General features: G+C 68.8%; 12 protein-coding genes. 6 read left to right on the forward strand and 6 right to left on the reverse strand.

The annotated features are described in order from the left end of the window. Positions 1-16: 16 nt before the first annotated feature. From QH948_RS12530 to QH948_RS12540, 3 genes are all read right to left on the reverse strand, one after another. Positions 17-6,211, reverse strand: coding sequence for an Ig-like domain-containing protein (locus QH948_RS12530; protein ID WP_281144689.1), 6,195 nt, complete (start codon positions 6,209-6,211; stop codon positions 17-19). 3 nt (positions 6,212-6,214) lie between these two features. Beyond that, positions 6,215-7,450 (reverse strand): FHA domain-containing protein, encoded by a 1,236-nt coding sequence (locus tag QH948_RS12535; RefSeq protein WP_281144690.1) that lies wholly within the window; start codon positions 7,448-7,450, stop codon positions 6,215-6,217. Between the two features lie 80 nt (positions 7,451-7,530). Next, on the reverse strand, positions 7,531-8,631 hold the full coding sequence (locus QH948_RS12540) for a MalY/PatB family protein (protein WP_281144691.1): 1,101 nt from the start codon (positions 8,629-8,631) through the stop codon (positions 7,531-7,533). A 307-nt stretch (positions 8,632-8,938) separates the two neighbouring features. Between QH948_RS12540 and QH948_RS12545 the strand changes: the two genes are divergently transcribed. Further along, positions 8,939-9,346, forward strand: a complete 408-nt coding sequence (locus QH948_RS12545; protein WP_281144692.1) for a winged helix-turn-helix domain-containing protein — start codon at positions 8,939-8,941, stop codon at positions 9,344-9,346. Between the two features lie 352 nt (positions 9,347-9,698). Here QH948_RS12545 and QH948_RS12550 read toward each other — a convergent pair whose 3' ends face one another. Then, entirely contained in the window at positions 9,699-10,682 is a 984-nt protein-coding gene (locus QH948_RS12550) for a DUF3238 domain-containing protein (protein ID WP_281144693.1), read from the reverse strand. A gap of 320 nt (positions 10,683-11,002) precedes the next feature. Here QH948_RS12550 and QH948_RS12555 point away from each other — a divergent pair, with 320 nt between their 5' ends. The 3 genes from QH948_RS12555 to QH948_RS12565 all read left to right on the forward strand — a co-directional run bounded on the left by QH948_RS12555 (position 11,003) and on the right by QH948_RS12565 (position 13,806). Beyond that, positions 11,003-12,100, forward strand: a complete 1,098-nt coding sequence (locus QH948_RS12555) for an IS256 family transposase (protein WP_281146200.1) — start codon at positions 11,003-11,005, stop codon at positions 12,098-12,100. Next, positions 12,097-12,420, forward strand: coding sequence for a hypothetical protein (locus tag QH948_RS12560; RefSeq protein ID WP_281144694.1), 324 nt, complete (start codon positions 12,097-12,099; stop codon positions 12,418-12,420). Before QH948_RS12555 ends, QH948_RS12560 begins: the two co-directional genes overlap by 4 nt. A gap of 180 nt (positions 12,421-12,600) precedes the next feature. Further along, positions 12,601-13,806, forward strand: a complete 1,206-nt coding sequence (locus tag QH948_RS12565; RefSeq protein ID WP_281144695.1) for an HNH endonuclease signature motif containing protein — start codon at positions 12,601-12,603, stop codon at positions 13,804-13,806. A 43-nt stretch (positions 13,807-13,849) separates the two neighbouring features. Here the strand turns inward: QH948_RS12565 and QH948_RS12570 are convergent, their stop codons facing one another. Next, positions 13,850-14,029: a carboxymuconolactone decarboxylase family protein gene (locus QH948_RS12570; RefSeq protein ID WP_281144696.1), complete on the reverse strand. Its 180-nt coding sequence runs from the start codon at positions 14,027-14,029 to the stop codon at positions 13,850-13,852. Between the two features lie 321 nt (positions 14,030-14,350). On the opposite strand from QH948_RS12570, the gene ileS reads away from it, so the two are divergent. Then, positions 14,351-17,476, forward strand: a complete 3,126-nt coding sequence (gene ileS / locus QH948_RS12575) for an isoleucine--tRNA ligase (RefSeq protein WP_281144697.1) — start codon at positions 14,351-14,353, stop codon at positions 17,474-17,476. Positions 17,477-17,552: 76 nt separating this feature from the next. Further along, on the forward strand, positions 17,553-18,293 hold the full coding sequence (locus QH948_RS12580) for a 5'-methylthioadenosine/adenosylhomocysteine nucleosidase (RefSeq protein ID WP_281144698.1): 741 nt from the start codon (positions 17,553-17,555) through the stop codon (positions 18,291-18,293). Positions 18,294-18,729: 436 nt separating this feature from the next. Here QH948_RS12580 and QH948_RS12585 read toward each other — a convergent pair whose 3' ends face one another. Then, positions 18,730-19,725 carry a Gfo/Idh/MocA family protein gene (locus QH948_RS12585; protein ID WP_281144699.1) on the reverse strand — a complete coding sequence of 332 codons (996 nt, stop codon included), beginning with the start codon at positions 19,723-19,725 and terminating at the stop codon, positions 18,730-18,732. Positions 19,726-19,818 lie beyond the last annotated feature (93 nt).

Consider the following 19,818-nt stretch of genomic DNA (forward strand, 5'->3'; position numbering starts at 1 on the left):
GGGCCCGATGGCGAGGTTAGCGCCATACCGTGCCGAAGCGCTTGCTGGCTCCATTCGCGGTACAGGTGACCTGCGCCGTGGTGGCCGTGACCTTGACGTCCTCGTCACCCTCGGAGATGGTGTAGGTGGGGGTCCCGCTGTAGTACAGCTCCCCGCCGGAGATGTCGACGGTGAAGGAGTCCGCTCCGCCGTCGAGCGTGACGGTGCAGCTGCCGGTCTGCACGTAGGGGAATCGGAAACCGAGCGTGTCGCCGTCGTAGTCCGGCTCCTCGACGGGGTAGCCGGTCAGGTCGACGGAGATGCTGGACGTGCTGAAGCCGTCGTATTTCCAGCGCAGCGTGCCCCACTCGCCCGGCTCGAACTTGCGCACGCGGCCGGGGTCGGTCGGGTCGCAGTCGCTGCTGCGGCTGCAGAAGCTGTAGCCGGACGGATCCCAGCCTCCCGTGCTCTCCCACGTCATCGCGTTGACGTCGATCTGGATCTCCTCGAAGTCGCGCAGCACCCGCTCCGTGCTGAGCGTGGGCGGGTTCGGCCGGTCGGAGCGCGGCCGGACGGGGTCGGCGGTCCGCGCGGCCGACGTCATGTCCTCCACCAGCGCTCGGACAGAGACCGTGTACTGCTGGCCGTTGACGAGGCCGCCTATGGTCCCGCCCGAGGGCAGCGCGGCCCAGGTAGAGCCGTCGAGGCTGTACTCGAACGTGGCGGCGTCGCCCTTGATGTTGGTGGACGGCTTCACCTGCAGCGCCCCGTCCGCCGGGGTGACCTTGACGGCGGTGACCTCGGGCGGCGGGTAGGAGATGGTGTAGGCCGACGTGCCGCCGACCTTCGCCTCGCCGGAGCGGTTGGCCGCCGTGATGGAGAACTTCGTCGGGGTCTGGCCCATGCCGTGGATCTCGGCCGTGACCCTGCCGGTGGCGGCGCCCATCTCGACGCGCTCGGCGTTGGCGGTGCTCTCGCCGTCGGCCGTGACGGGGGTGACGACGAAGTAGTCGATCGCGTCGCCGTTGGTGTTGACGTCGCCACGCTCGAAGGTCACCGAGAAGCCGCCGCCGATGCCGTCGCGGATGGCGGTGACCTCCGGGGTGACGTTGCCGCTCGGCTTGCCGTTGGGGTGCTCGGGCGTGGATGTGGCCGACGGCGGGGACGTCAGGGCCTTCTGCGGGTTGGAGTTCCTCGCCTCGACGGTGAACAGGTACGTGGTGCCGTTCGTGAGGCCCTTCCAGGTGTAGGTCTTCGTGGGCGCCTTGACCTCGACGGGGCTGCCGATCTCCCGGCCGCCCGAGTCCAGGAGCCGCACGATGTAGGTCGCGATGGCGCTGCCGCCCTGCTTGGAGGAGTACTGCGGGTCGTGGGTCCAGCTGACGGTGAGCTCGCCGTCGCCGAACTCCACCGACGGCTTCGACGGCGCAAGCGGCACTGCGTCGGGGATCACGGCGGCGGAGAGTTTCGACGGCTCGGACGGGCCGACCTCGTTGATCTCGGTGACGGAGATCTGCCAGGGCACGCCGTTCTTCAGCCCCGTGACGGTGCACACCCCCACCCCACACTCGGCCGTCCGGTCTGCCAGGCCGGGAGAGGAGGCCGTCGCCACTCTGGAGGTGATATCGGTGCCGCCGTCGCCACCGGAGAGGTACTTCACGGACACCTGCCCGTCACCCGCGACGCCCTCGAAGGGGGTCGACGGCTGGCCGGGCACGTCGAGCACCGTCACCCGGATGGTGCCGTCCACGCGACGATCCGGGTCTGCGGTGGCGTCGTTGACGGTGTAGCTGGCTGTGAAGGCGCCGTGCCAGTCGCCGGAGGGGGTGATGGTGACGGTCTGCTTCTCGGCGTCGTAGCTCAGCGTCCCCTCGCCGCTCAGGCGCGTGGCGCCGAGCAGCGTAAGCGACTGGTCCCCCAGCAGATTGGAGCGGTCGTTGGCGAGCGGGTGGATCGTGATCGGCTCGCCGGCCACGGCCTTCTCGACCACGTCGGTGGCGACGGTCACCGTCGGCCTGGTGGAGGCGGTGACCTGGATCGAGACCGTGAAGGGCGTCTCGTTGTCCATCGCGTCGACCACCACGCCGCTGACCTCCCGGTAGCTGCCGGGCTCGGCCGTGATGGGGGCGCTGGCGTAGAGCCGGTCGCCCTCGGTGCGCCAGTCGAGGTCCGCGTCGCCCTGGCCCGCGGTCAGCGCGCCGCTGACGAACATCGTGTCGCCCTCCGGGTCCCGGAACAGCGCAAGCAGGTCGAGGCGCGACTCGCCCTCGTCGGGTCCCACGCGCAGGACCGGCGTGTCGACGGCCAGGGTGGGGGGCAGGTTCAGTCGTGCGTTGTCCTCATCCTCACTCCCTTCAGGCCGGTTGGGGGCCGGGTGCACCGTCACGGGGATCGACACGAATGCCGCCTCCCCCGACGTGTCGCCCTCACGGACCTTGTCGGTGACCTCGAACACCACCGACGCCGGGCCGTCGTAGCTCTCGTCGGGGACGTAGATGACCTTGGCCTCGCCTGCCGCCATCAGGCGCCCATGCGTGGCGGACAGGTTCGACTCGGTCGTCAGGCGCACGTCGCGGCCCCGCGTGCCTGCGACGAGGTTGTTGACGTCGATCTCGAGTGGCTGGCCGGCCACGGCGTCGAGGGTCTGGTCGGGGTCCTTGAGGACAGGCACGGAATCGCCCCTGCCGGGCACGATGATCAGGGAGTTCGTGCGGTTCCCGTCGCCGTCGATCAGCACGTAGCGGATCTGCTGCATGCGGTCCAGGACCGGGATCGACACCTTGGCGCCGTCCACGAGGCGCGCGGAGGAGTCCTCGTCGGCGCCGTAGTCGGGGACCTCGATGCTCAGCTGATCGCGTGATCCGTCCGGGTCGTAGTCGTTGGCCATCACGTCGACCTCGACCCAGTCCCGGTCGATGAGGGAGGACACGGCGACGGAGTCGTCGCGCGTGACCGGAGCCAGCAGCGGCGCGTCCTTGTCCACCACGAGGCGGATGTCCCCGTACGCCAGCTCCCCGCGGGCGTCGACGATGTCGTAACGGCCGACGTAGGTGCCTTCCCTGGCCGGTGCCTGGAGCACGATCTCCCTGCCTTCGACCAGCCGGGCCAAGATGTCGTCGTCCATCTCCACCGGGTCGTCGGAGGCGTAACCGAGCGTGTCGCCGTCGGCGTCGAAGTCGTTGGCCAGCGCGGCGATCTGCACCTGCCTGCCGGGGCGCACCGTGATCTCGTCCATCACGCCGACCGGGGGCGTGTTGGTGCGGCTCGGCTGGGCGATGCCGATGCGCACCTCGCCGCGGGCATGCTCGCCGAGCGAGTCGACGACGTCGTAGGAGAACGTGTCGGTGCCCTGGGACTCCTCGTAGGCCTGGTACGTGAGGTAGCCCTCGCCGACGCCGAGGACCCGGCCGAGCGTCGGGCCGGAGCCCAGTCCGATGAGGCGCACGGCGTCGCCGTTCGGGTCGATGCCGTCGAGCGGGATGGCGATACGGGTCGTGGTGCCTGCGAGGACACGGTCGACCACCTGGCGGGGGGCCGGCGCCTCGTTCTGGGCGTCCTCGGAGACGACCGTCAGCGCGAGCCGCGCGGTCCCGGTGTTGCCTTCGGAGTCGACGGCGGTGTAGCTGATGGTCCTGGTCCCCGCGGGGGTGCCGGCGGGCACGGTCACCCGGACGGTGTCGCCGTCGATCCATGCCTGCTCTCCGAGCGGGTTCTCGGTGAGCTCTCCGATGGTCAGATCGAGTCCAATGGGCGAGGTGTCGTTGGTGAGCACGTCGACGCGGGCGGACGCACCCGCCCTGACCTCCAGCTCGTCGTCCTCGGCCCTCGGTGCCGTGCTGCCGACGGCCTGCGTCGGGATCACCACGATCGTGCCGAGCACGGAATGGCTGCCGTCGGAGACGCGGTAGGTGATGCTGGTGGGCGCGTCGGGGGTGTGGCGGGCGGAGATGGTCATGAGGTGGCGCCGGTCCATCACGACCTCGAGGGAGCCCGGCGCCGTGTATGTCTGGATCACGAGCACGTCGCCATCGGCGTCGGTGTCATTCAGCAACGGGTCCACCAGCACGGACCCACCGGGCGGCAGCAGCGCGACGTCGAGGGCCGCGATCGGGACCTGGTTCGTGCCGGTGCCACGCACGTCGATGCGGACGAGCCCCGTCCCGATCTGCCCGTTCGTGACGGTGTAGGTCACGTAGTACTCGCCGGCCTTCGGCGCGGAGAACGCGAACGTCTTGTCGCGGTAGTTGGGCTCCAGCGTGCACTCGGAGCAGTCGGTGGTGACCTCGCTGAGGGTCAGGTCCACGCCGACGTCGTTGGCGAGCGGCTCGACCGTCACGGATTGGTCGACGGTGACCGTTGCGAAGTCGCCGAATGCCACCGGTGCGACCGGGTCCTCCGACACCTCGACGACCAGCTCGCCGGTGGTGGAGTCCCGGCCGTCGGTGACGACGACCTCGATGATCTTCGTGCCGGTGGTCTTGCCGACATCGGTGTAGGTGATCTGACCGTCCGCGGTGAACCGCACGATGTCCTCGAAGCGGGGGTCCATCGTGGCGCTGAGCAGCATCAGCGGATCCCCGTCCGGATCACGCCAGTCGAGCAGCACGCGCTTGGTGATGCTCCGGCTGCCGAGCTGCACCTCGAGCGGCTGGGCCCGCTCGAACTTGTGCGGCGCGCTGTTCGCCTTCGTGATGTCGGCGTCGACGACGCGCACGGTCACCTCGGCGGAGTCGGTGTCGCCCCGCCCGTCATCGACGGTGTAGGTGAAGGTGAAGGTGCCGGACGCCTCGTTGGGGAGCGTGATCTGCAGCCCGGCGCCGTCGCGGATGGGCTCGAGCGTGGCGCCGTCGATGCTGCCGGGTGCGGAGATGCTGAGCACGTCGCCGTCGGGGTCGGTGTCGTTGTCGAGGACGGTGAGCACGGTGGAGCGCCCGGCCCGCGCGGCGAGCGTGTCGTCCTTCGCGATGGGTGCCCGGTTCTCCTGCGAACGGTCGGGCACGACGTCCGAGTCCCCGTCCTCGTAGTCGAGTTCGTCGCTCTCCTGCACGGGCGCGACCGCCTCCCAGTCGACCGGCAGGATGACCACTCCCTTGTCCAGCAGCCAGATGGTGCCGTTCGCCGCGTCGTTCAGGGTCACGGCGCCGCGGTTGACCTGCAGCGAAAGGGCGCTGCCGTCGGTGGTCAGGTCGTCGAGCCGGGTGACGGAGGCATCCTCGCCCACGCACTTCTTCACGAAGGTGACCCCGTCTGAATGGAAGGCCGCGTAGACGCAGTCGCCGACCTGGACGGGCGACACGGGCGTCTCGTCCAGCTGCCCGGACAGTGAGCGGGGTCCGTCGGATGTGAGGGCGATGAGACCGGCCTGCGTGACGTAGAGCGCGCGGGTGCCGTCCTCACCGCCGAGCGCGTCGGCTGCGGGCGCCGCCAGCCGCGCCGTCGAGGCGCCGGACACGTCGAAGGCGCGGTCCATGGACTCGACCCAGATGCGGCCCGACGTACGGTCGAGCACGACGGCCCGGTCCCCGACCGCAGAGAGCTCGACGTCGACGACGACCGGATCGAGCTCGAACGGCAGGGGCGTCTCCACCGTCGACTCGCCGTCGGCGGAGGCCCTGACGAGCACGGAACGGTTCGGGTCGAGCCCGATGACGTCGCCGTCGGTCGTTAGCGTCGCCACGCCGTTCTCGCCGACCTCAAGGTCGGCGGTCTGCTTCTGGAAATCGTAGTCGAGGACGGTCGCGACGTCGCCGTGCCAGACGCGGCCGTTGTTGGGGTTGTAGACGAGCAGCTGGTCGCCGACGAGCTGCACGTCGGCGTTGCTCGGCAGCTGCGTCAGGCTGCCCAGCGTGTTCCGGCCAGGGTTGAAGGTGGTCAGCCTGGAGGACTGCGGCAGGTGCAGCAGCACGGTGTCCTCGTACTGGAGCAGCTCGACCTGCGTGTCGCCAACGGTGGTCGCGGAGGCCAGCTGGTCGATCTGGGCGTTGACCATGCCGACCATGTCGGAGTCCCGCTTGATGCCGTAGACCGTGCCCTCGTCGAGGCGGACGTCGGCCTGCACGAGGCCGGGGCTGATGAACGCGCCGACGCCGAGCGCGACGACGACCAGAGAGACGGCGAGACCCTGCCAATGGCGCCTCAGAAACCGATCGAGAAGACGCAGAGGCCGCGGCAGGTGCCGCTCGCCCCCGCCGTGTCGTGGTCCGTTGTCCCCCTCAGGCGCACGCCGCTGCATCCGTCAGCCTCGGGGCGGCTCGATGCGGACGGAGACCCCGTCGCCCAGATCCAGAACTGTGCCGATCTCCACCTGCACCGAGGCGCCGTCGCGCAGCGCGAAGGGCGCCTCCCCGACGGGAAGCACCATCGTGCCGTTGGTGGAGTTGAGGTCAGTCACGTGCACGTTCCAGTCACGCGTGGTGACGAGGAGGTGATTGCGGGAGATGTCGCTGCTGGGGCTCTGGACCCGCAGCAGCCTCGACCCGGCGGGGCCGTGCGCCGCATCGGGCGCGCGACCGATCACGACGCCGGCGACGATGTCGGCGAAGTCGCCGCCGTTGGTGTGGACGCCGGCCAGCACCGGGCGGCGGATGACCCGCGGGTTGGACGAGTCGACCGGGGCCTGGCAGAGCCGGCAGGTGCGGGTGCCGGGGGCATTGGGGTGCCCGTTGGCGCACGGCACCGCCAGGACCTGTCCGTCCGCATCGGCCGTCGGCGGCTTGTGGGTGGCCGCCAGGCCCGTGGAGAAGATCGTGCCGCCCTCCGCCTCCGCCTCGACCGGAGCCGGGGCCGGGGCCGGGGGCACGACGGCGGGCGCAGGGATCGGCACGCCGGCGATGGCGGCCGCCGGGTCGGGGGCGCCCAGGTCGAGGTCGGTGAGGTCCTCGGCGCTGTCGACGGCCTCCGGCTTGGGTTCGAAGGCCGGTGTCGGGGCGTCCTCGACGGGCTGCTCGGGGGCCGGGACGGCGGCGACGACCGGCGCAAGAGGGTCTCCCCCCGCGACCGGGAAGACGACCCGGTCCACCGTGCTCAGCTCCAGGGAGGAGACACAGACGGCGCCGACCACGAGCGGGAGGTGCAGCACCTCGTCGCCCGCGGCGGGCTCGAGGTCGATCCTGAGGCGCCGCTCCGCGCCGAGGTCCTCCTCGCGCCAGGTGATGCTCCCGCTGCCTTCGAGCGCCACGGCGCCCGTGTCAGCGTCGAGCACGCGGACGTCGCCGCGGGTCAGGCCGTGCAGTGTCCCGCCTTCCCAGAAGAACGCGCCCAGGTGGGGCATGGCGTCCAGCCCGACCTCATGGACAAGGCTCACGAGTGCCTCGACGGAGCCCGCCGAGAGGATCGCGGTCCACAGGTCCGCGACGAGTCCGGAGGCGCGCGCCGGCGCGGGCAGCATCACCACGAGGGTGGTGGGGCCGGACAGCACGAGCCAGTTTCCCGGGGTGTACGTGACACGCCAGGCAGCCTCGGGAAGCGCCATTGTTCCTCCTCGGTTCTCTTCCTGCCCCAGCCTACGAGGTCCGCGCGATGGCACACGCGGGTCCGGGGCGATCGTGACGGTTACGAGACCGACGCAGCAAGCCGGGAGACTGCCTCGGCGATGATGTCGTGGTTGGTGGCGAGGTTCACGCGCACGAACTGCTGCGCGTACGGCGCGAAGTCCCTGCCCGCGTTTAACCGCACCCTGGCCACCTGGTGGAAGTGGTCGACGGGGCTCTCCAGCCCCAGCGGCGAGCAGTCGAGCCACGCGAGATACGTGCCGGGCAGCGGCGTGTAGCTCAGTGCCGGAAGGTGTTCGGCCAGCTGGGCCGCGAAGAACTCCTTGTTGCCCTCGATCTCGTCGGCGGCCTCGCGGACCCAGTCGCGGCCGTCGGCCAGCGCGGCGACGTGTGCGAGGACGCCGAAGTAGCTCGCGCCGTCGGAGACCATCGGCCGCAGGCGGTCGCGGACGGAGGCCGATCCGACGATCAGGCCGGCCTTGAGTGCCGCGAGGTTCCACGACTTCGACGCGGAGGTCACGATCACCGCGTCGTGTGCCCCCGGCACCGCCAGGTACGGGGTGTGGGCGGCCCCGGCCAGAGGGGCGTGGATCTCGTCGGAGATGACGACGACGCCGAACCGGTCGGCCAGCCGCGCGACCTCCGCCAGTTCCTCGGCAGTGTGGATGGTGCCGTTGGGGTTGTGCGGCGAGCAGAGCAGGTACGCCTTGGGGCGGTGCTCCTCGAAGGCCTCCGCGAGACCCTCGAGGTCCAGCCGGTCGTCCAGCATCGGCACGTCGACGATCGTGCGGTCATAGCTGACGCCGCGGAAGGGCGGGTAGATCGGGGAGTTGATCACGACGGGATCGCCCGGTTCGGTGACGGCCATCAGCGCGTCGCGCATGCCGGTGACGACGTCGGTGACCAGCGTCGCGTCCGACGGCGAGAACTCCCAGCCCCACTGCCACGCGGCGAAGTCCGCCAGCGCCTCCTGGTAGGCCGGCAGCTCGGGGTAGCCGGTGTCGCCCTCGGCGAGGGCCCGCTCGAGCCGGGCGCGGACGGCGGGGGCCAGGTGGGCGTCCATCTCGGCAACGAACATCGGCAGGACGTCGGCCTCGAAGCGGCGCCACTTGATGGTGCCGCGGGTGCGGAGCTCTGCGAGGGGGACGTCGAAGATGGCCATGGCCCCCATCTTGCACGAGTCACCCCTTGTGGTGTCTCCCGCCGTCCATCGATGGCTGAGCGAGCACCCGACGGGGTTCCGCCGGGCGCGAAACAGGCCCGGGCACCCAGCGGTGGGGCCCGGTTCCCGGGTTAGCATCGCCGCCATGACCGCTCTTCTCGCGCTGCCGTGCTCCGTCGCCGCTGCTGCCGCGATGATGTGTCGCCGCTGTCGCTGAAACCCTCCCCTGCCCCGGGCTGTCTCGGCGAGCCCCCTTCTTCAGCACACCGACCCGGAGGTCCGGGTCTTCAGCATCGAGAGCGACACCATGGGCACTCCCACCCCCTCGCATCCAACCGGCTTCGTCCTGACCGTCACCCTTACCGAGGAGGACGCGCGCCGCGCCGGCACGACCCTTCCCCGCGTGGCCCAGGCGTTGCGCCTGCAGCTGTCGGCCATGCTGCCCGCCGCCGAGACGCAGGTCGTCCCGCTGCACCCGGCACGGTCCGCCCGAAGGCCCCTGTTCGACGAGGTCTGGGGCGGCGAGCCGCCGTCCGGCGAGCGGGTCGTCGACGTGACCGTGCGCAGGCTCCGGGCCCGGCTCGGCGACTGGCACAACGTCGTCACCACCGTCCGCGGCGTCGGGTACCGCTTCGTCGGAGCCCCGGGCGTGCGGGTCGTGCAGGCCCGGGGCTCCGCGGTCGCTCAGTTACGAGGTGACTCGCCCCGGGTCTAATGGAGGGCGATGACAGCCCTGATCAGGGGTTCGCCCGAGGGGTTCCCTGCTTGAGGTAGCTCGAGATTATCCCGACAGGAGTCATCCATAGTGCGAAAAACAGCGTTCCAAACACCAGCGACCAGAGCAGTCCACCCCAAGAAGGTTGGTACAGAAGTTCGATCCTGAACGCCACAGCCACGAAAGTGCACCCGGCCTGAGCGAGTGCGAGGCTTAGGCTGGGGGGCCTGATGGCATAGATCACACCCCAGACCACGCAGAGAGCGATGACCGGCCAAGCGTACCAACCAACCGTTGGCACAGCGGAGACAATCCCCCACGCACCGATTGCTACACCTCTCAAGATACGCATTCAGGCGACACTCTTCAGAATCTGTAAATTGCCGCAGTTTACACTCAGGCAGAAGAAGTCCTTTGCTGTGGTCTTCTGGATCGTCCGAACTGAGGCATTCGCTTTCATTGCGTACCACTCATGGTTTGGGACTTGAACTCCGGACCCCTGGACCGACAGCGCTCCCGTCTTGTACATGGAGACCACTTCATGGTAGGAAATGGGCCCGGCGAGCGAGCACAGCGGATTGCCGACAGAATGCGTGATCTCAAAACGTCCGTAGGTCGAAGACGCAGAGACTCCAGTAATCTTAATGCCGCTGACACTGGCAGTCTTGCTGGCCGCACCGAAACCGCCCTCGGCCAAACGGTGTGTCGTACCCACCAGCCGGGTCATCGTGAACTTCTTCGCTGCCCAATCGATACGGGCCGTGACCTGAGTCCGGTGGGAAGCCGACAGACTTGTGGACCATGTCCTGTTGTCACCCTTGAATACACCGCAGACGACAGAGTTGGCCTTTGCGGCCGGAATGAACGTGCGGTGGTAGTAGAGGTTCCAGTCGTTCGCCGCCCTGCCGCTTGGCTGCGGCTGGTCAGAGGTGAACATGAAGCGACTTCCATCGAGCGCCGTCAGTTCTACATCAGTTGTCAGCCGAACTGGAGCAGTGGTGCAGGTGGCCCCTGTTCCCGCAGCGTCGTACACGCTCAACTCAGAGGAGTCAGGCCCGGTCACACGGACTGCCACCATCCGCGAGACTTCGGGGACAGAGACGGCAGTCAGATCGATTGACTCCTCGGCTTCACCGACGCTTGGGGCACCAGCTCCCTGCAGGGACTCTTCTGCCAAGCTCTCGAGTTCCTCGGAGGAGGGCGCCGTCATAGTCGCGTCTGCTCGCCACACTTCGACCCGATAAATGTCGCCACTATCCGAATATGTGGTATAGAACGGATCGGACGTGTCTCCAGTAATGGGCACATCACCCTGGGGCGTGCGCAGCAGGGCCAAGTCTCCATGTTGCTCGAACACTGCACCACAGGAACCTACTGAAGACTCGTCAGCTTGAGCCTCCGCGAGGGGCGTCAGCGATACTCCTACGACTACTGCAAACGCGATTCCATGCCTCAGGTACTTCACAGCCGCTCTCCATTGACGCGATTACCAATCGTCACCCTTCAACCGCCACGCTAGCCAGCCCCCTACTGCTCTGTCCAGGGCGGTCTCATCCCGGTTCACCAGGAGGAGGGACTGTACGTTTTCCGGTGTAACTCCGACGTAGGAGGTACCCGATGAGGATGCAGGTTGAACCGGTCGCTGAGGCGGTCGTGATGGAGGTCCAGGACGAGGTGACGGCGACGGGAACGGCCCCGCTGGTGGACAAGGATTTGGTGGCGCAGCTCGTGGGCGACGCGCAGCGGCTGGGGCTGTCGGTGGAGGGCGAGGGCGGGCTGCTGGCGCAGCTGACCAAGCTGGTCCTGGAGTCGGCCCTGGAGGGCGAGATGACCGCGCATCTGGGCTATGACAAGCATGAGCGGGTCGAGGGCAGCGAGAACGCCCGCAACGGGACCCGGTCGAAGACGGTGCTGACGAAGGCCGGCCCGGTCGAGATCGCTGTGCCGAGGGATCGGGCCGGGTCGTTCGAGCCGGTCGTGGTGGCGAAGCGGCAACGGCGGCTGGGGGCGATCGAGGATGTGGTGTTGTCCCTGTCGGCTCGCGGGCTGACCCACGGCGACATCGCGGCGCATCTGGCCGACGTGTATGGCTCTGAGGTGTCGAAGACCACGATCTCGACGATCACCGACAAGGTCCTGGACTCGATGGGCGAGTGGCAGAACCGGCCGCTGGACCCGGTGTATCCGGTGCTGTTCATCGACGCGATCCATGTCAAAGTCCGTGACGGGCAGGTCGCGAACCGGCCGATCTACGTCGCGTTGGCGGTCACCGTCGACGGCCACCGCGACATCCTCGGGCTGTGGGCCGGTGACGCCGGCGAGGGCGCCAAGTACTGGCAGCAGGTGCTGACCGAGATCAAGAACCGCGGCGTGACGGACGTGTTGATGCTGGTGTGCGACGGGCTGGAAGGCTTGCCCGAGTCGGTCGGGAACGTGTGGCCGCAAACGATCGTGCGCTTGTGGGAGAACGCGTGGCCGGAGTTCGTCCCGTTCCTGCAGTTCGACAAGGAGATCCGCCGGATCGTGTGCACCACCAACGCGATCGAGTCGGTCAACGCTCGGATCCGCAAAGCCGTCAAGGCCCGCGGGCACTTCCCCAACGAGCAGGCCGCGCTCAAGTGCGTCTACCTCGCTGTGATGGCGCTGGACCCCACCGGCAAGGGACGAGCACGTTGGACGCAGCGCTGGAAGGGTGCCCTGAACGCGTTCGAGATCACCTTCGACGGTCGGCTCTCCGCCGGCCGCCGATATTGAGAGTCAAACAACCCATCATCGCCAAACTCAACGAACGCTTCGGCGACACCTACGGCACCGACGTCGTCGCAGGCGCCATGTCCAACATCGTCGTCAACCTCGCCCACCACCAAGGGCTTGCGGAACAAGCCGTGGCCAACACCCCGCAGCAGTTCGCCGAATCGCCCACCCTCGGCAAGGTGTTCATGGACGTCCTCATGGACGTCCGCGAGCAGACCCCACTGCTGGTCGACGACATCTTCCACGACCCTGCGCTGCTGGCCGAGCTGTCCAAGGCCCTGCCCGCCATGCTCTACGAGCACTTCAGCGGAGCGAAGTAGCCGGAGGATTGCGGGCTCATCGCAATCGAGGTTGTGGCGGGTCTGGGTCCTCCGGTCTCGAGTGGTGATCTCGCGACCTAGTTGGAGAGGTCGCGGATGCCGGGCGGAACGGCCGGACTTTGAACGGTTTTCGGGGGCGGAAACCCTTGTCCCGGTATTCGTACGGGTGTACGATTAGGTATGGATTCGTTGAGGGACGCCGGAGCCGACGCGTGGGAGGTCGCCTCCCAGCGCGCGGGCGTCATCGCGGGTCAGGCCGCGCAACTCAACGCCGATCTGGTGGGCCTGATGGTCGAGGTACTGGAGACCAACTGCTGGTCCGGTGGCGGGATCAGATCCCCTGAGCACTGGCTGCAGCTGATGACGGCCGTCTCACCCGCGCATGCGGCCGACATCGTGGCCGTGGCACGCCGGAAGGGCGACTTCCCCGAGCTGGAGGCCCGCCTGGCGCGGGGGACCGTGAGCCTGGACCAGATGGTCGTCGTCGCCCGACATGTGCCGGCCGAGTATGCCGAATCGGTCACCGAGTTCGTGCAGGCAGCGACCGTGTCCCAGCTGCGCCGTGTGTTGCCGAAGTACCTGTTCGAGCCCGGCACCCCCGGACCGGTCGAGGATCCTCCCGACCCCGTGGCGCCGGTCGACGACGCACCCAGACTGCAGATGGGGCTGCGTGATGGCAGATTCGTGCTGCGGTTCGACGCGAACCCGTTGGACGGGGCGCTGGTGGAGCAGGCCATCCGTGAAGCCAAGGATGCCCTGTTCACCGCCGGCGACCCCGACGCGACCCTGGCTGACGGGCTCGTCGAGTGCGCCTCCCGGAGCCTGCACCAGACCCGGCCGGCGTCCCGCCGTGAGCATTACCGGGTGCTGGTGCATCTGGATGCGGACGGGAACGGGTGGTTGAACAAGCGTGGCTCGTTGCCGTCGCGGCTAATGAAGAAGCTGACCTGCGACGGCACCCTGAAACCCGTGTGGACCCGGGATGCGAAGCCCGTCTCCGTCGGCCGGAGCATGCGGATCGTGCCCGAACGCACCCGCCGGTTGATCGAGGACCGTGACGGTGGCTGCCGGTTCCCGGGCTGCAACGTGACCGGATTCCTGGAGAATCACCACCTGTACCACTGGTCCAAGGGTGGCGCCACGGACATCGACACGCTGATCTCGTTGTGTCCCAGGCATCACCGGGAACACCACCAGGGAGAGTTCAGCATCGAGGGTGATCCCGGCACCCCGACCGGGCTGCGGTTCACCAACCGCCACGGACTGCCCATCGAACGCGACATCCCCGATGAGATCCCCGCACCGGATCATCCGCCGCCCGAGAAGCAGCCGATCCGCGGCTGGATCATGGACACCACCTCCATCAACTTCCGCCCCACCGGCTGAACCACCGACGGCGACCTCTCCGATCCGCCTGATCCGCTCTCATTCAGTCGGGCTGAGCCCGGCGGCGGGCTCGGCGACGCCCGGCGTCGGTCGGCTCGCCGAGGCTCAGCATGAGGCGGTTGGCCCAGCTGACGAAGGCCCCGGAGTTGACTAGGTCGACGATCGCGAGGTCGTCGAGACCCACATCCCGCAGCCGCGCGACGTGACCGGCGTCGAAGCGCACGGGGGTGGCGGTGAGTGCGGCGTGAAATGTCTCGACATCGAAAGAAATGGTCTGTCACAGGGGAATAGACGGCGGCGGGCGGGCGTTGGGATCCGCGTCGCAGGGTTTGGGCGACGCGCCCACCACGGCGCATAATGGAGCCCGATCGCAAGGCGTTGATGAGGCCATCACCTCGGAGCTGCCGGAAGAACGGCGGAGAGATCCGCTCACTAGACCCGGCCGCGGCGGCATTGAGAGGGGCGCACCTGATGCGCCCAAGGAGGGTGGTACCGCGGGCCCCGGCTCGTCCCTTCGGACGACGTCTGGACGAAGGAACCTTGGATGACCACCTACCGAGCCGTACCCGCGCAGGTCGACTTCCCTGCCCTTGAGCACGACATCCTGAAGCTGTGGGCAGCGAACGACACGTTCGAGAAGTCCCTGGCGCAGACCGCGGGCGGCGAGCCGTGGACGTTCTACGAGGGCCCGCCCACCGCCAACGGCATGCCCGGCACGCACCACATCGAGGCGCGCGTGTTCAAGGACCTGTTCCCCCGCTACAAGACGATGCGCGGCATGCACGTCGAGCGGAAGGCCGGCTGGGACTGCCACGGCCTGCCCGTCGAGCTCGCCGTCGAGAAGGAGCTCGGCTTCTCCGGCAAGCCCGACATCGAGGCCTACGGCATCGAGGCGTTCAACGAGAAGTGCCGCGAGTCCGTGCTGCGCCACGTCGGCGCGTTCAGCGACCTGACCGAGCGCATGGGCTACTGGGTCAACATGGACGAGGCCTACGTCACCATGAGCACGCAGTACGTCGAGTCGCTGTGGTGGGCGCTCAAGCAGATCCACTCCAAGGGCCTGCTCGAGGAGGACTACCGCGTCGCCCCGTACTGCCCCCGCTGCGGCACCGCGCTGTCGGACCACGAGCTGGCGCAGGGCTACGAGGACGTCGTCGACCCGTCGATCTTCGTGCGCTTCCCGCTCACGTCCGGCCCGCACGCCGGGACCACCGACCTGCTGGTGTGGACCACCACGCCGTGGACGCTGGTGTCGAACACAGCCGTCGCGGTGCACCCCGAGGTGACGTACCGCGTCGCGACGCACCCCGACCAGAAGCCCGTCGTGATCGCCGAGCCGCTGGCCGCGAAGGTGCTGGGCGACGAGTGGACGCTCACCGAGACGTTCACGGGTGCAGAGATGGAGCGCTGGAACTACCAGCGTCCGCTCGACCTGGTCGAGTTCCCCGCGCCGGCGCACTTCGTCGTGCTCGCCGACTACGTCACCACCGAGGACGGCACGGGCCTGGTCCACCAGGCGCCGGCCTTCGGCGAGGACGACATGCAGGTGTGCCGCGCCTACGGGCTGCCGTTCGTGAACCCGGTCCGCCCCGACGGCACGTTCGAGCCCGAGCTGGATCTCGTCGGCTGCGCGTTCTTCAAGGACGCCGACCCGATCATCGTCGAGGACCTCAAGGAGCGCGGAGTCCTGTTCCGCAAGCTCGACTACGAACACTCCTACCCGCACTGCTGGCGCTGTCACACCGCGCTGCTCTACTACGCGATGCCGTCGTGGTACATCCGCACGACCAAGGTCAAGGACAAGCTGATCGCGGAGAACCAGGACACCGCCTGGCACCCCGACTCGATCAAGAACGGCCGCTACGGCGACTGGCTGAACAACAACATCGACTGGGCGCTGTCGCGGACCCGCTACTGGGGCACGCCGCTGCCGATCTGGCGATGCGAGGACGACCACCAGGTGTGCGTCGGCTCCCGCGCGGAGCTGGGTGAGCTGGCCGGGCGCGACCTGAGCGACCTGGACCCGCACCGCCCGTTCGTCGACGACGTCACCTTCGCGTGCCCGACGTGCGGCAAGGAGTCGCACCGCGTGCCCGAGGTCATCGACGCGTGGTTCGACTCCGGCTCGATGCCGTTCGCGCAGTGGGGCTACCCGCACGTCGAGGGCTCGAAGGAGCAGTTCGCCAAGCGCCACCCGGCCGACTTCATCTGCGAGGCCATCGACCAGACCCGCGGCTGGTTCTATTCGCTGATGGCCGTCGGCACGCTGGTGTTCGACGAGTCCAGCTACCGCAACGTCGTGTGCCTCGGCCACATCCTCGCCGACGACGGCCGCAAGATGAGCAAGCACCTCGGCAACGTGCTGGAGCCCATCCCGCTGATGGACCAGCACGGCGCGGACGCGGTGCGCTGGTTCATGGCGTGCTCCGGCTCGCCGTGGTCCGCCCGCCGCGTCGGCCACCAGGCCATCGGCGAGACGGTTCGCAAGGTGCTGCTGACGTACTGGAACACCGTCGCCTTCCAGTCGCTGTACGCGCGTGCCGCGAACTGGGAGCCCACCGGAACCGCCCCGGCGGTCTCCGAGCGGCACGTGCTCGACCAGTGGCTCGTCTCCGCGACGCAGCAGCTGATCCTCGACACCACCGAGTCGCTGGAGAAGTTCGACACGCAGCGCTACGGGCAGGCCCTCGCCGGCTTCGTCGACGCGCTCAGCAACTGGTACGTGCGCCGGTCGCGCCGCCGCTTCTGGACAGGCGAGGAGGGCGCGCTGTGGACGCTGCACGAGACGCTCGACGTCGTCACGCGCCTGCTGGCCCCGATCATGCCGTTCGTCACCGAGCGCGTGTGGCAGGACCTGTTCGCCGTTACCGCTCCGGAGGGCCCGCAGTCGGTACACCTGGCCTCGTGGCCGGTCCCCGACGAGTCGCTGATTATCCCCGAGCTCAGCGAGGCGATGGAGCTGACCCGCCGCACCGTCGAACTGGGTCGCGCGGCGCGCGCCGAGTCGAAGGTGAAGATCCGCCAGGCGCTCAGCCGGATGCTGATCCCGTCGGCGATCTTCGAGAAGCTCTCCCCCGAGCTGCAGGGCGAGATCCGGTCGGAGCTGAACGTCGAGTCGGTGGAGTCGTTCACCTCGGCGGGCGACGTCGTCGATTTCCTCGCGAAGGGCAACTTCCGCAACCTGGGCAAGCGGTTCGCGAAGAGGACGCCGCTGGTCGCGAAGGCGATCGGCGAGCTCGATGCGCGCTGGCTCGCCGGGCAGCTGCGCGACCTCGGCCACGCGGTGTTCAGCTTCGAGGGCGAGGACATCGACCTGACCCCCGACGACGTCATCGTCACCGAGCGGCCGCGCGAGGGCTGGTCCGTGGTCAACGAGCAGGGCGAGACCGTCGCGCTCGACCTCGAGCTGACGCCCGCGCTGATCCAGTCGGGCCTGGCCCGCGAGGTCATCCGCTTCGTGCAGGACGCGCGCAAGCACGCCGGCCTGGACGTCTCGGACCGCATCACGCTGGTGATCGAGGCCGACGGGCCGATCGGCGAGGCCGTCGACGTGCACTCGGCGCTGATCGCCGGCGAGGTGCTCGCCACGTCGCTGACGCACGGCCCCGTCGCCGAGCCGACCGCGACGGACGACGAGCTCGGCCTGAGGGTCTCGGTGGTGAAGGCATGAGGATCTCCATCGCGGCGCCCCCGACGCCGGCCTCGACGGACGACCGGCCCACCCCGACGACCACACTGGAGCAGCCATGAGAATCGCAATTATCGCCGCCCTGGCCGAAGAGCTGTCCGCCATCCTCGATGCCGCTCGCCTCGAGGGCCCCGTGCTGACGGCTCAGCTGGTCGGGGTCGAGGTGCACCACGGCACGCTCGCCGGCCGCGAGGTCCTGATCGCACAGTCCGGCGTCGGGAAGGTCGCCGCGGCGGCCACAGCCGCCGTGCTGTGCGAGCGAGCCGACGCCGTCGTGATGGTGGGCACTGCCGGCGCCCTCGGCGAGGGCGTCAAGCCCGGCGACGTGGTCGTGGCCACGGAGCTACTGCAGCACGACTTCGACGCCCGGCCCGTCTGGGACCGGTGGGTCACCCCGTCGATCGGCCTGTCTCGGGTGCCCGCCGACCAACTGCTGACGGCTGCGCTCGCCGCGTCCGCGTCGAAGGTGTGCGCCGTCCACCGGCCCGACCTCGCCGAGCTGGGGCTCCCCACACCGTCGGTCCACCGTGGGCTGATCGTGTCGGGCGACCTGTTCATCACGTCGGAGGCCGTGTCGTCGACGCTCAAGGCCGACCTGCCCGACGCGCTGGCCGTCGAGATGGAGGGCGCGGCGGTCGCGCAGATCTGCCACCAGGCGGGGGTTCCGTTCGCCGTCGCCCGGACGATCTCGGACGGGGCCGACGACCGGACGTCGCTGGACTTCCCGACGTTCCTGCAAGCGGTCGCGGCCCCCTACGCCCACGACCTCGTCGTCGGCACGCTGGAGCTCCTCGACTGACCGTCGAGTCAGCCCCGGATCGCTGAGCCGCCCGGTTCGCTGAGCCGCCCGGTTCGCTGAGCCGCCCGGTTCGCTGAGCCGCCCGATTCGCTGAGCCGCCCGATTCGCTGAGCCGCCCGGTTCGCTGAGCCTGTCGAAGCGCCCTGAGCGCAGCGAAGGGACCCACCTGACCAACCCGGTTCGCTGACCAGACCCCAGTTCGCTGACCCGACCCAGGTCGGCTGAGCCAACCCCGGTTCGCTGAGCCTGTCGAAGCGCCCTGAGCGCAGCGAAGGGACCCACCGAACCACCCCGGTCGGCTGATCCGACCCCGGTTCGCTGAACCTGTCGAAGCGCCCTGAGCGCAGCGAAGGGACCACCTCCCACGCGCCGACACGCCGCACGAGAACAGGCATCCGACGACGAGCGACCCGACGCGCGCGACGCGGCCGACGGGTCAGCTCAGTTCGACGTGCGCCTCATGGTGGTAGATGCCCGACTGCCGCAGGCAGGTCTCCAGCACGCGCATTACCTCGAGTGTGTCCTGCAGCGGCATGGTGGTCGACTCGGTGAGGCCCTCGTCGATGCAGGCTGTCACCTCGGCGATCTCGTGGCTGTAGCCACGCCCCATCGGGCGGGCCTCGATGATCCGCGGCAACACCCCGGCGCGGTGGATGGAGATCTTCGTCGGATGGTGGAACCGGGGTTCCACCTCGATCCATCCCTTCGTCCCGATGATCGACATCCTCCCGGGGCCGGGACCGTCGAAACCGCAGGTCAGCGACGAGAGGCCTCCCGCGCTGTGCGTCAGATTGATGCTGGCGGCCTTCTCGACGCCCGTGCCGTAGAGGCGGGTCATGCAGTCGATCGCCTTCACGTCGCCGAGGAAGGCCTGCGCGAAGTTCACGACGTAGACCCCGAGGTCGAGGATCGCGCCGCCGCCGAGGTCCTTCTCGAAGAGTCGATGGCCGGGCTCGAAGTCGCGCTGGGCGTAGAGGTCGCCCTGCACGGCGATCACGTCCCCGATCCTCCCCCAGGCGACGACCTCTCGGGCCGCCGCGACGACAGGCTGGAACCTCGTCCACATGGCTTCCATGCAGAACACGCCACTCGCCCTCGCTGCGTCGACGACCGCCTTCGCCCCCGCCTGCGTGGCGGTGAAGGCCTTCTCGACGAGGACGGCCTTGCCGCATCCGATGGCCGCCAGCGCGATGTCGCGGTGCATCGGATGCGGTGTGGCGATGTAGACGACGTCGATGTCGGGCGCCTCGAGTAGACCTTCGTAGCTGCCGTAGGCCCTCGGCACCGCGAACTGCGCCGCGAACCGGTCGGCCTTGTCCTGCGTGCGCGACGCGACGGCCGCAAGTTCGGCCTCGGGCACGAACTGGAAGTCACCGGCCACCGCATTCGCGATCTCACCGGTCCCAACGATTCCCCAGCGCACGGTGCTCATAGCCCGAGCCTATCCGGCCCACTCCACCTTTGACCCGGGTTTGGTCCAGACATCGCGAAGCGTCCCAGCCTCCTTACCCCTACTGCTGCGGCA

The sequence above is a fragment of the Tessaracoccus lacteus genome (assembly GCF_029917005.1).
GTDB classification, from domain to species: domain Bacteria; phylum Actinomycetota; class Actinomycetes; order Propionibacteriales; family Propionibacteriaceae; genus Arachnia; species Arachnia lactea.

What these genes read in the sequence shown, in the direction of transcription:
- QH948_RS12530 (WP_281144689.1), bottom strand. Translation starts at nt 6,211, where the DNA reads ATGCAGCGGCGTGCGCCTGAGGGGGACAACGGACCACGACACGGCGGG.
- QH948_RS12535 (WP_281144690.1), bottom strand. Translation starts at nt 7,450, where the DNA reads ATGGCGCTTCCCGAGGCTGCCTGGCGTGTCACGTACACCCCGGGAAAC.
- QH948_RS12540 (WP_281144691.1), bottom strand. Translation starts at nt 8,631, where the DNA reads ATGGCCATCTTCGACGTCCCCCTCGCAGAGCTCCGCACCCGCGGCACC.
- QH948_RS12545 (WP_281144692.1), top strand. Translation starts at nt 8,939, where the DNA reads ATGGGCACTCCCACCCCCTCGCATCCAACCGGCTTCGTCCTGACCGTC.
- QH948_RS12555 (WP_281146200.1), top strand. Translation starts at nt 11,003, where the DNA reads ATGGAGGTCCAGGACGAGGTGACGGCGACGGGAACGGCCCCGCTGGTG.
- QH948_RS12565 (WP_281144695.1), top strand. Translation starts at nt 12,601, where the DNA reads ATGGATTCGTTGAGGGACGCCGGAGCCGACGCGTGGGAGGTCGCCTCC.
- ileS (WP_281144697.1), top strand. Translation starts at nt 14,351, where the DNA reads ATGACCACCTACCGAGCCGTACCCGCGCAGGTCGACTTCCCTGCCCTT.
- QH948_RS12580 (WP_281144698.1), top strand. Translation starts at nt 17,553, where the DNA reads ATGAGAATCGCAATTATCGCCGCCCTGGCCGAAGAGCTGTCCGCCATC.
- QH948_RS12585 (WP_281144699.1), bottom strand. Translation starts at nt 19,725, where the DNA reads ATGAGCACCGTGCGCTGGGGAATCGTTGGGACCGGTGAGATCGCGAAT.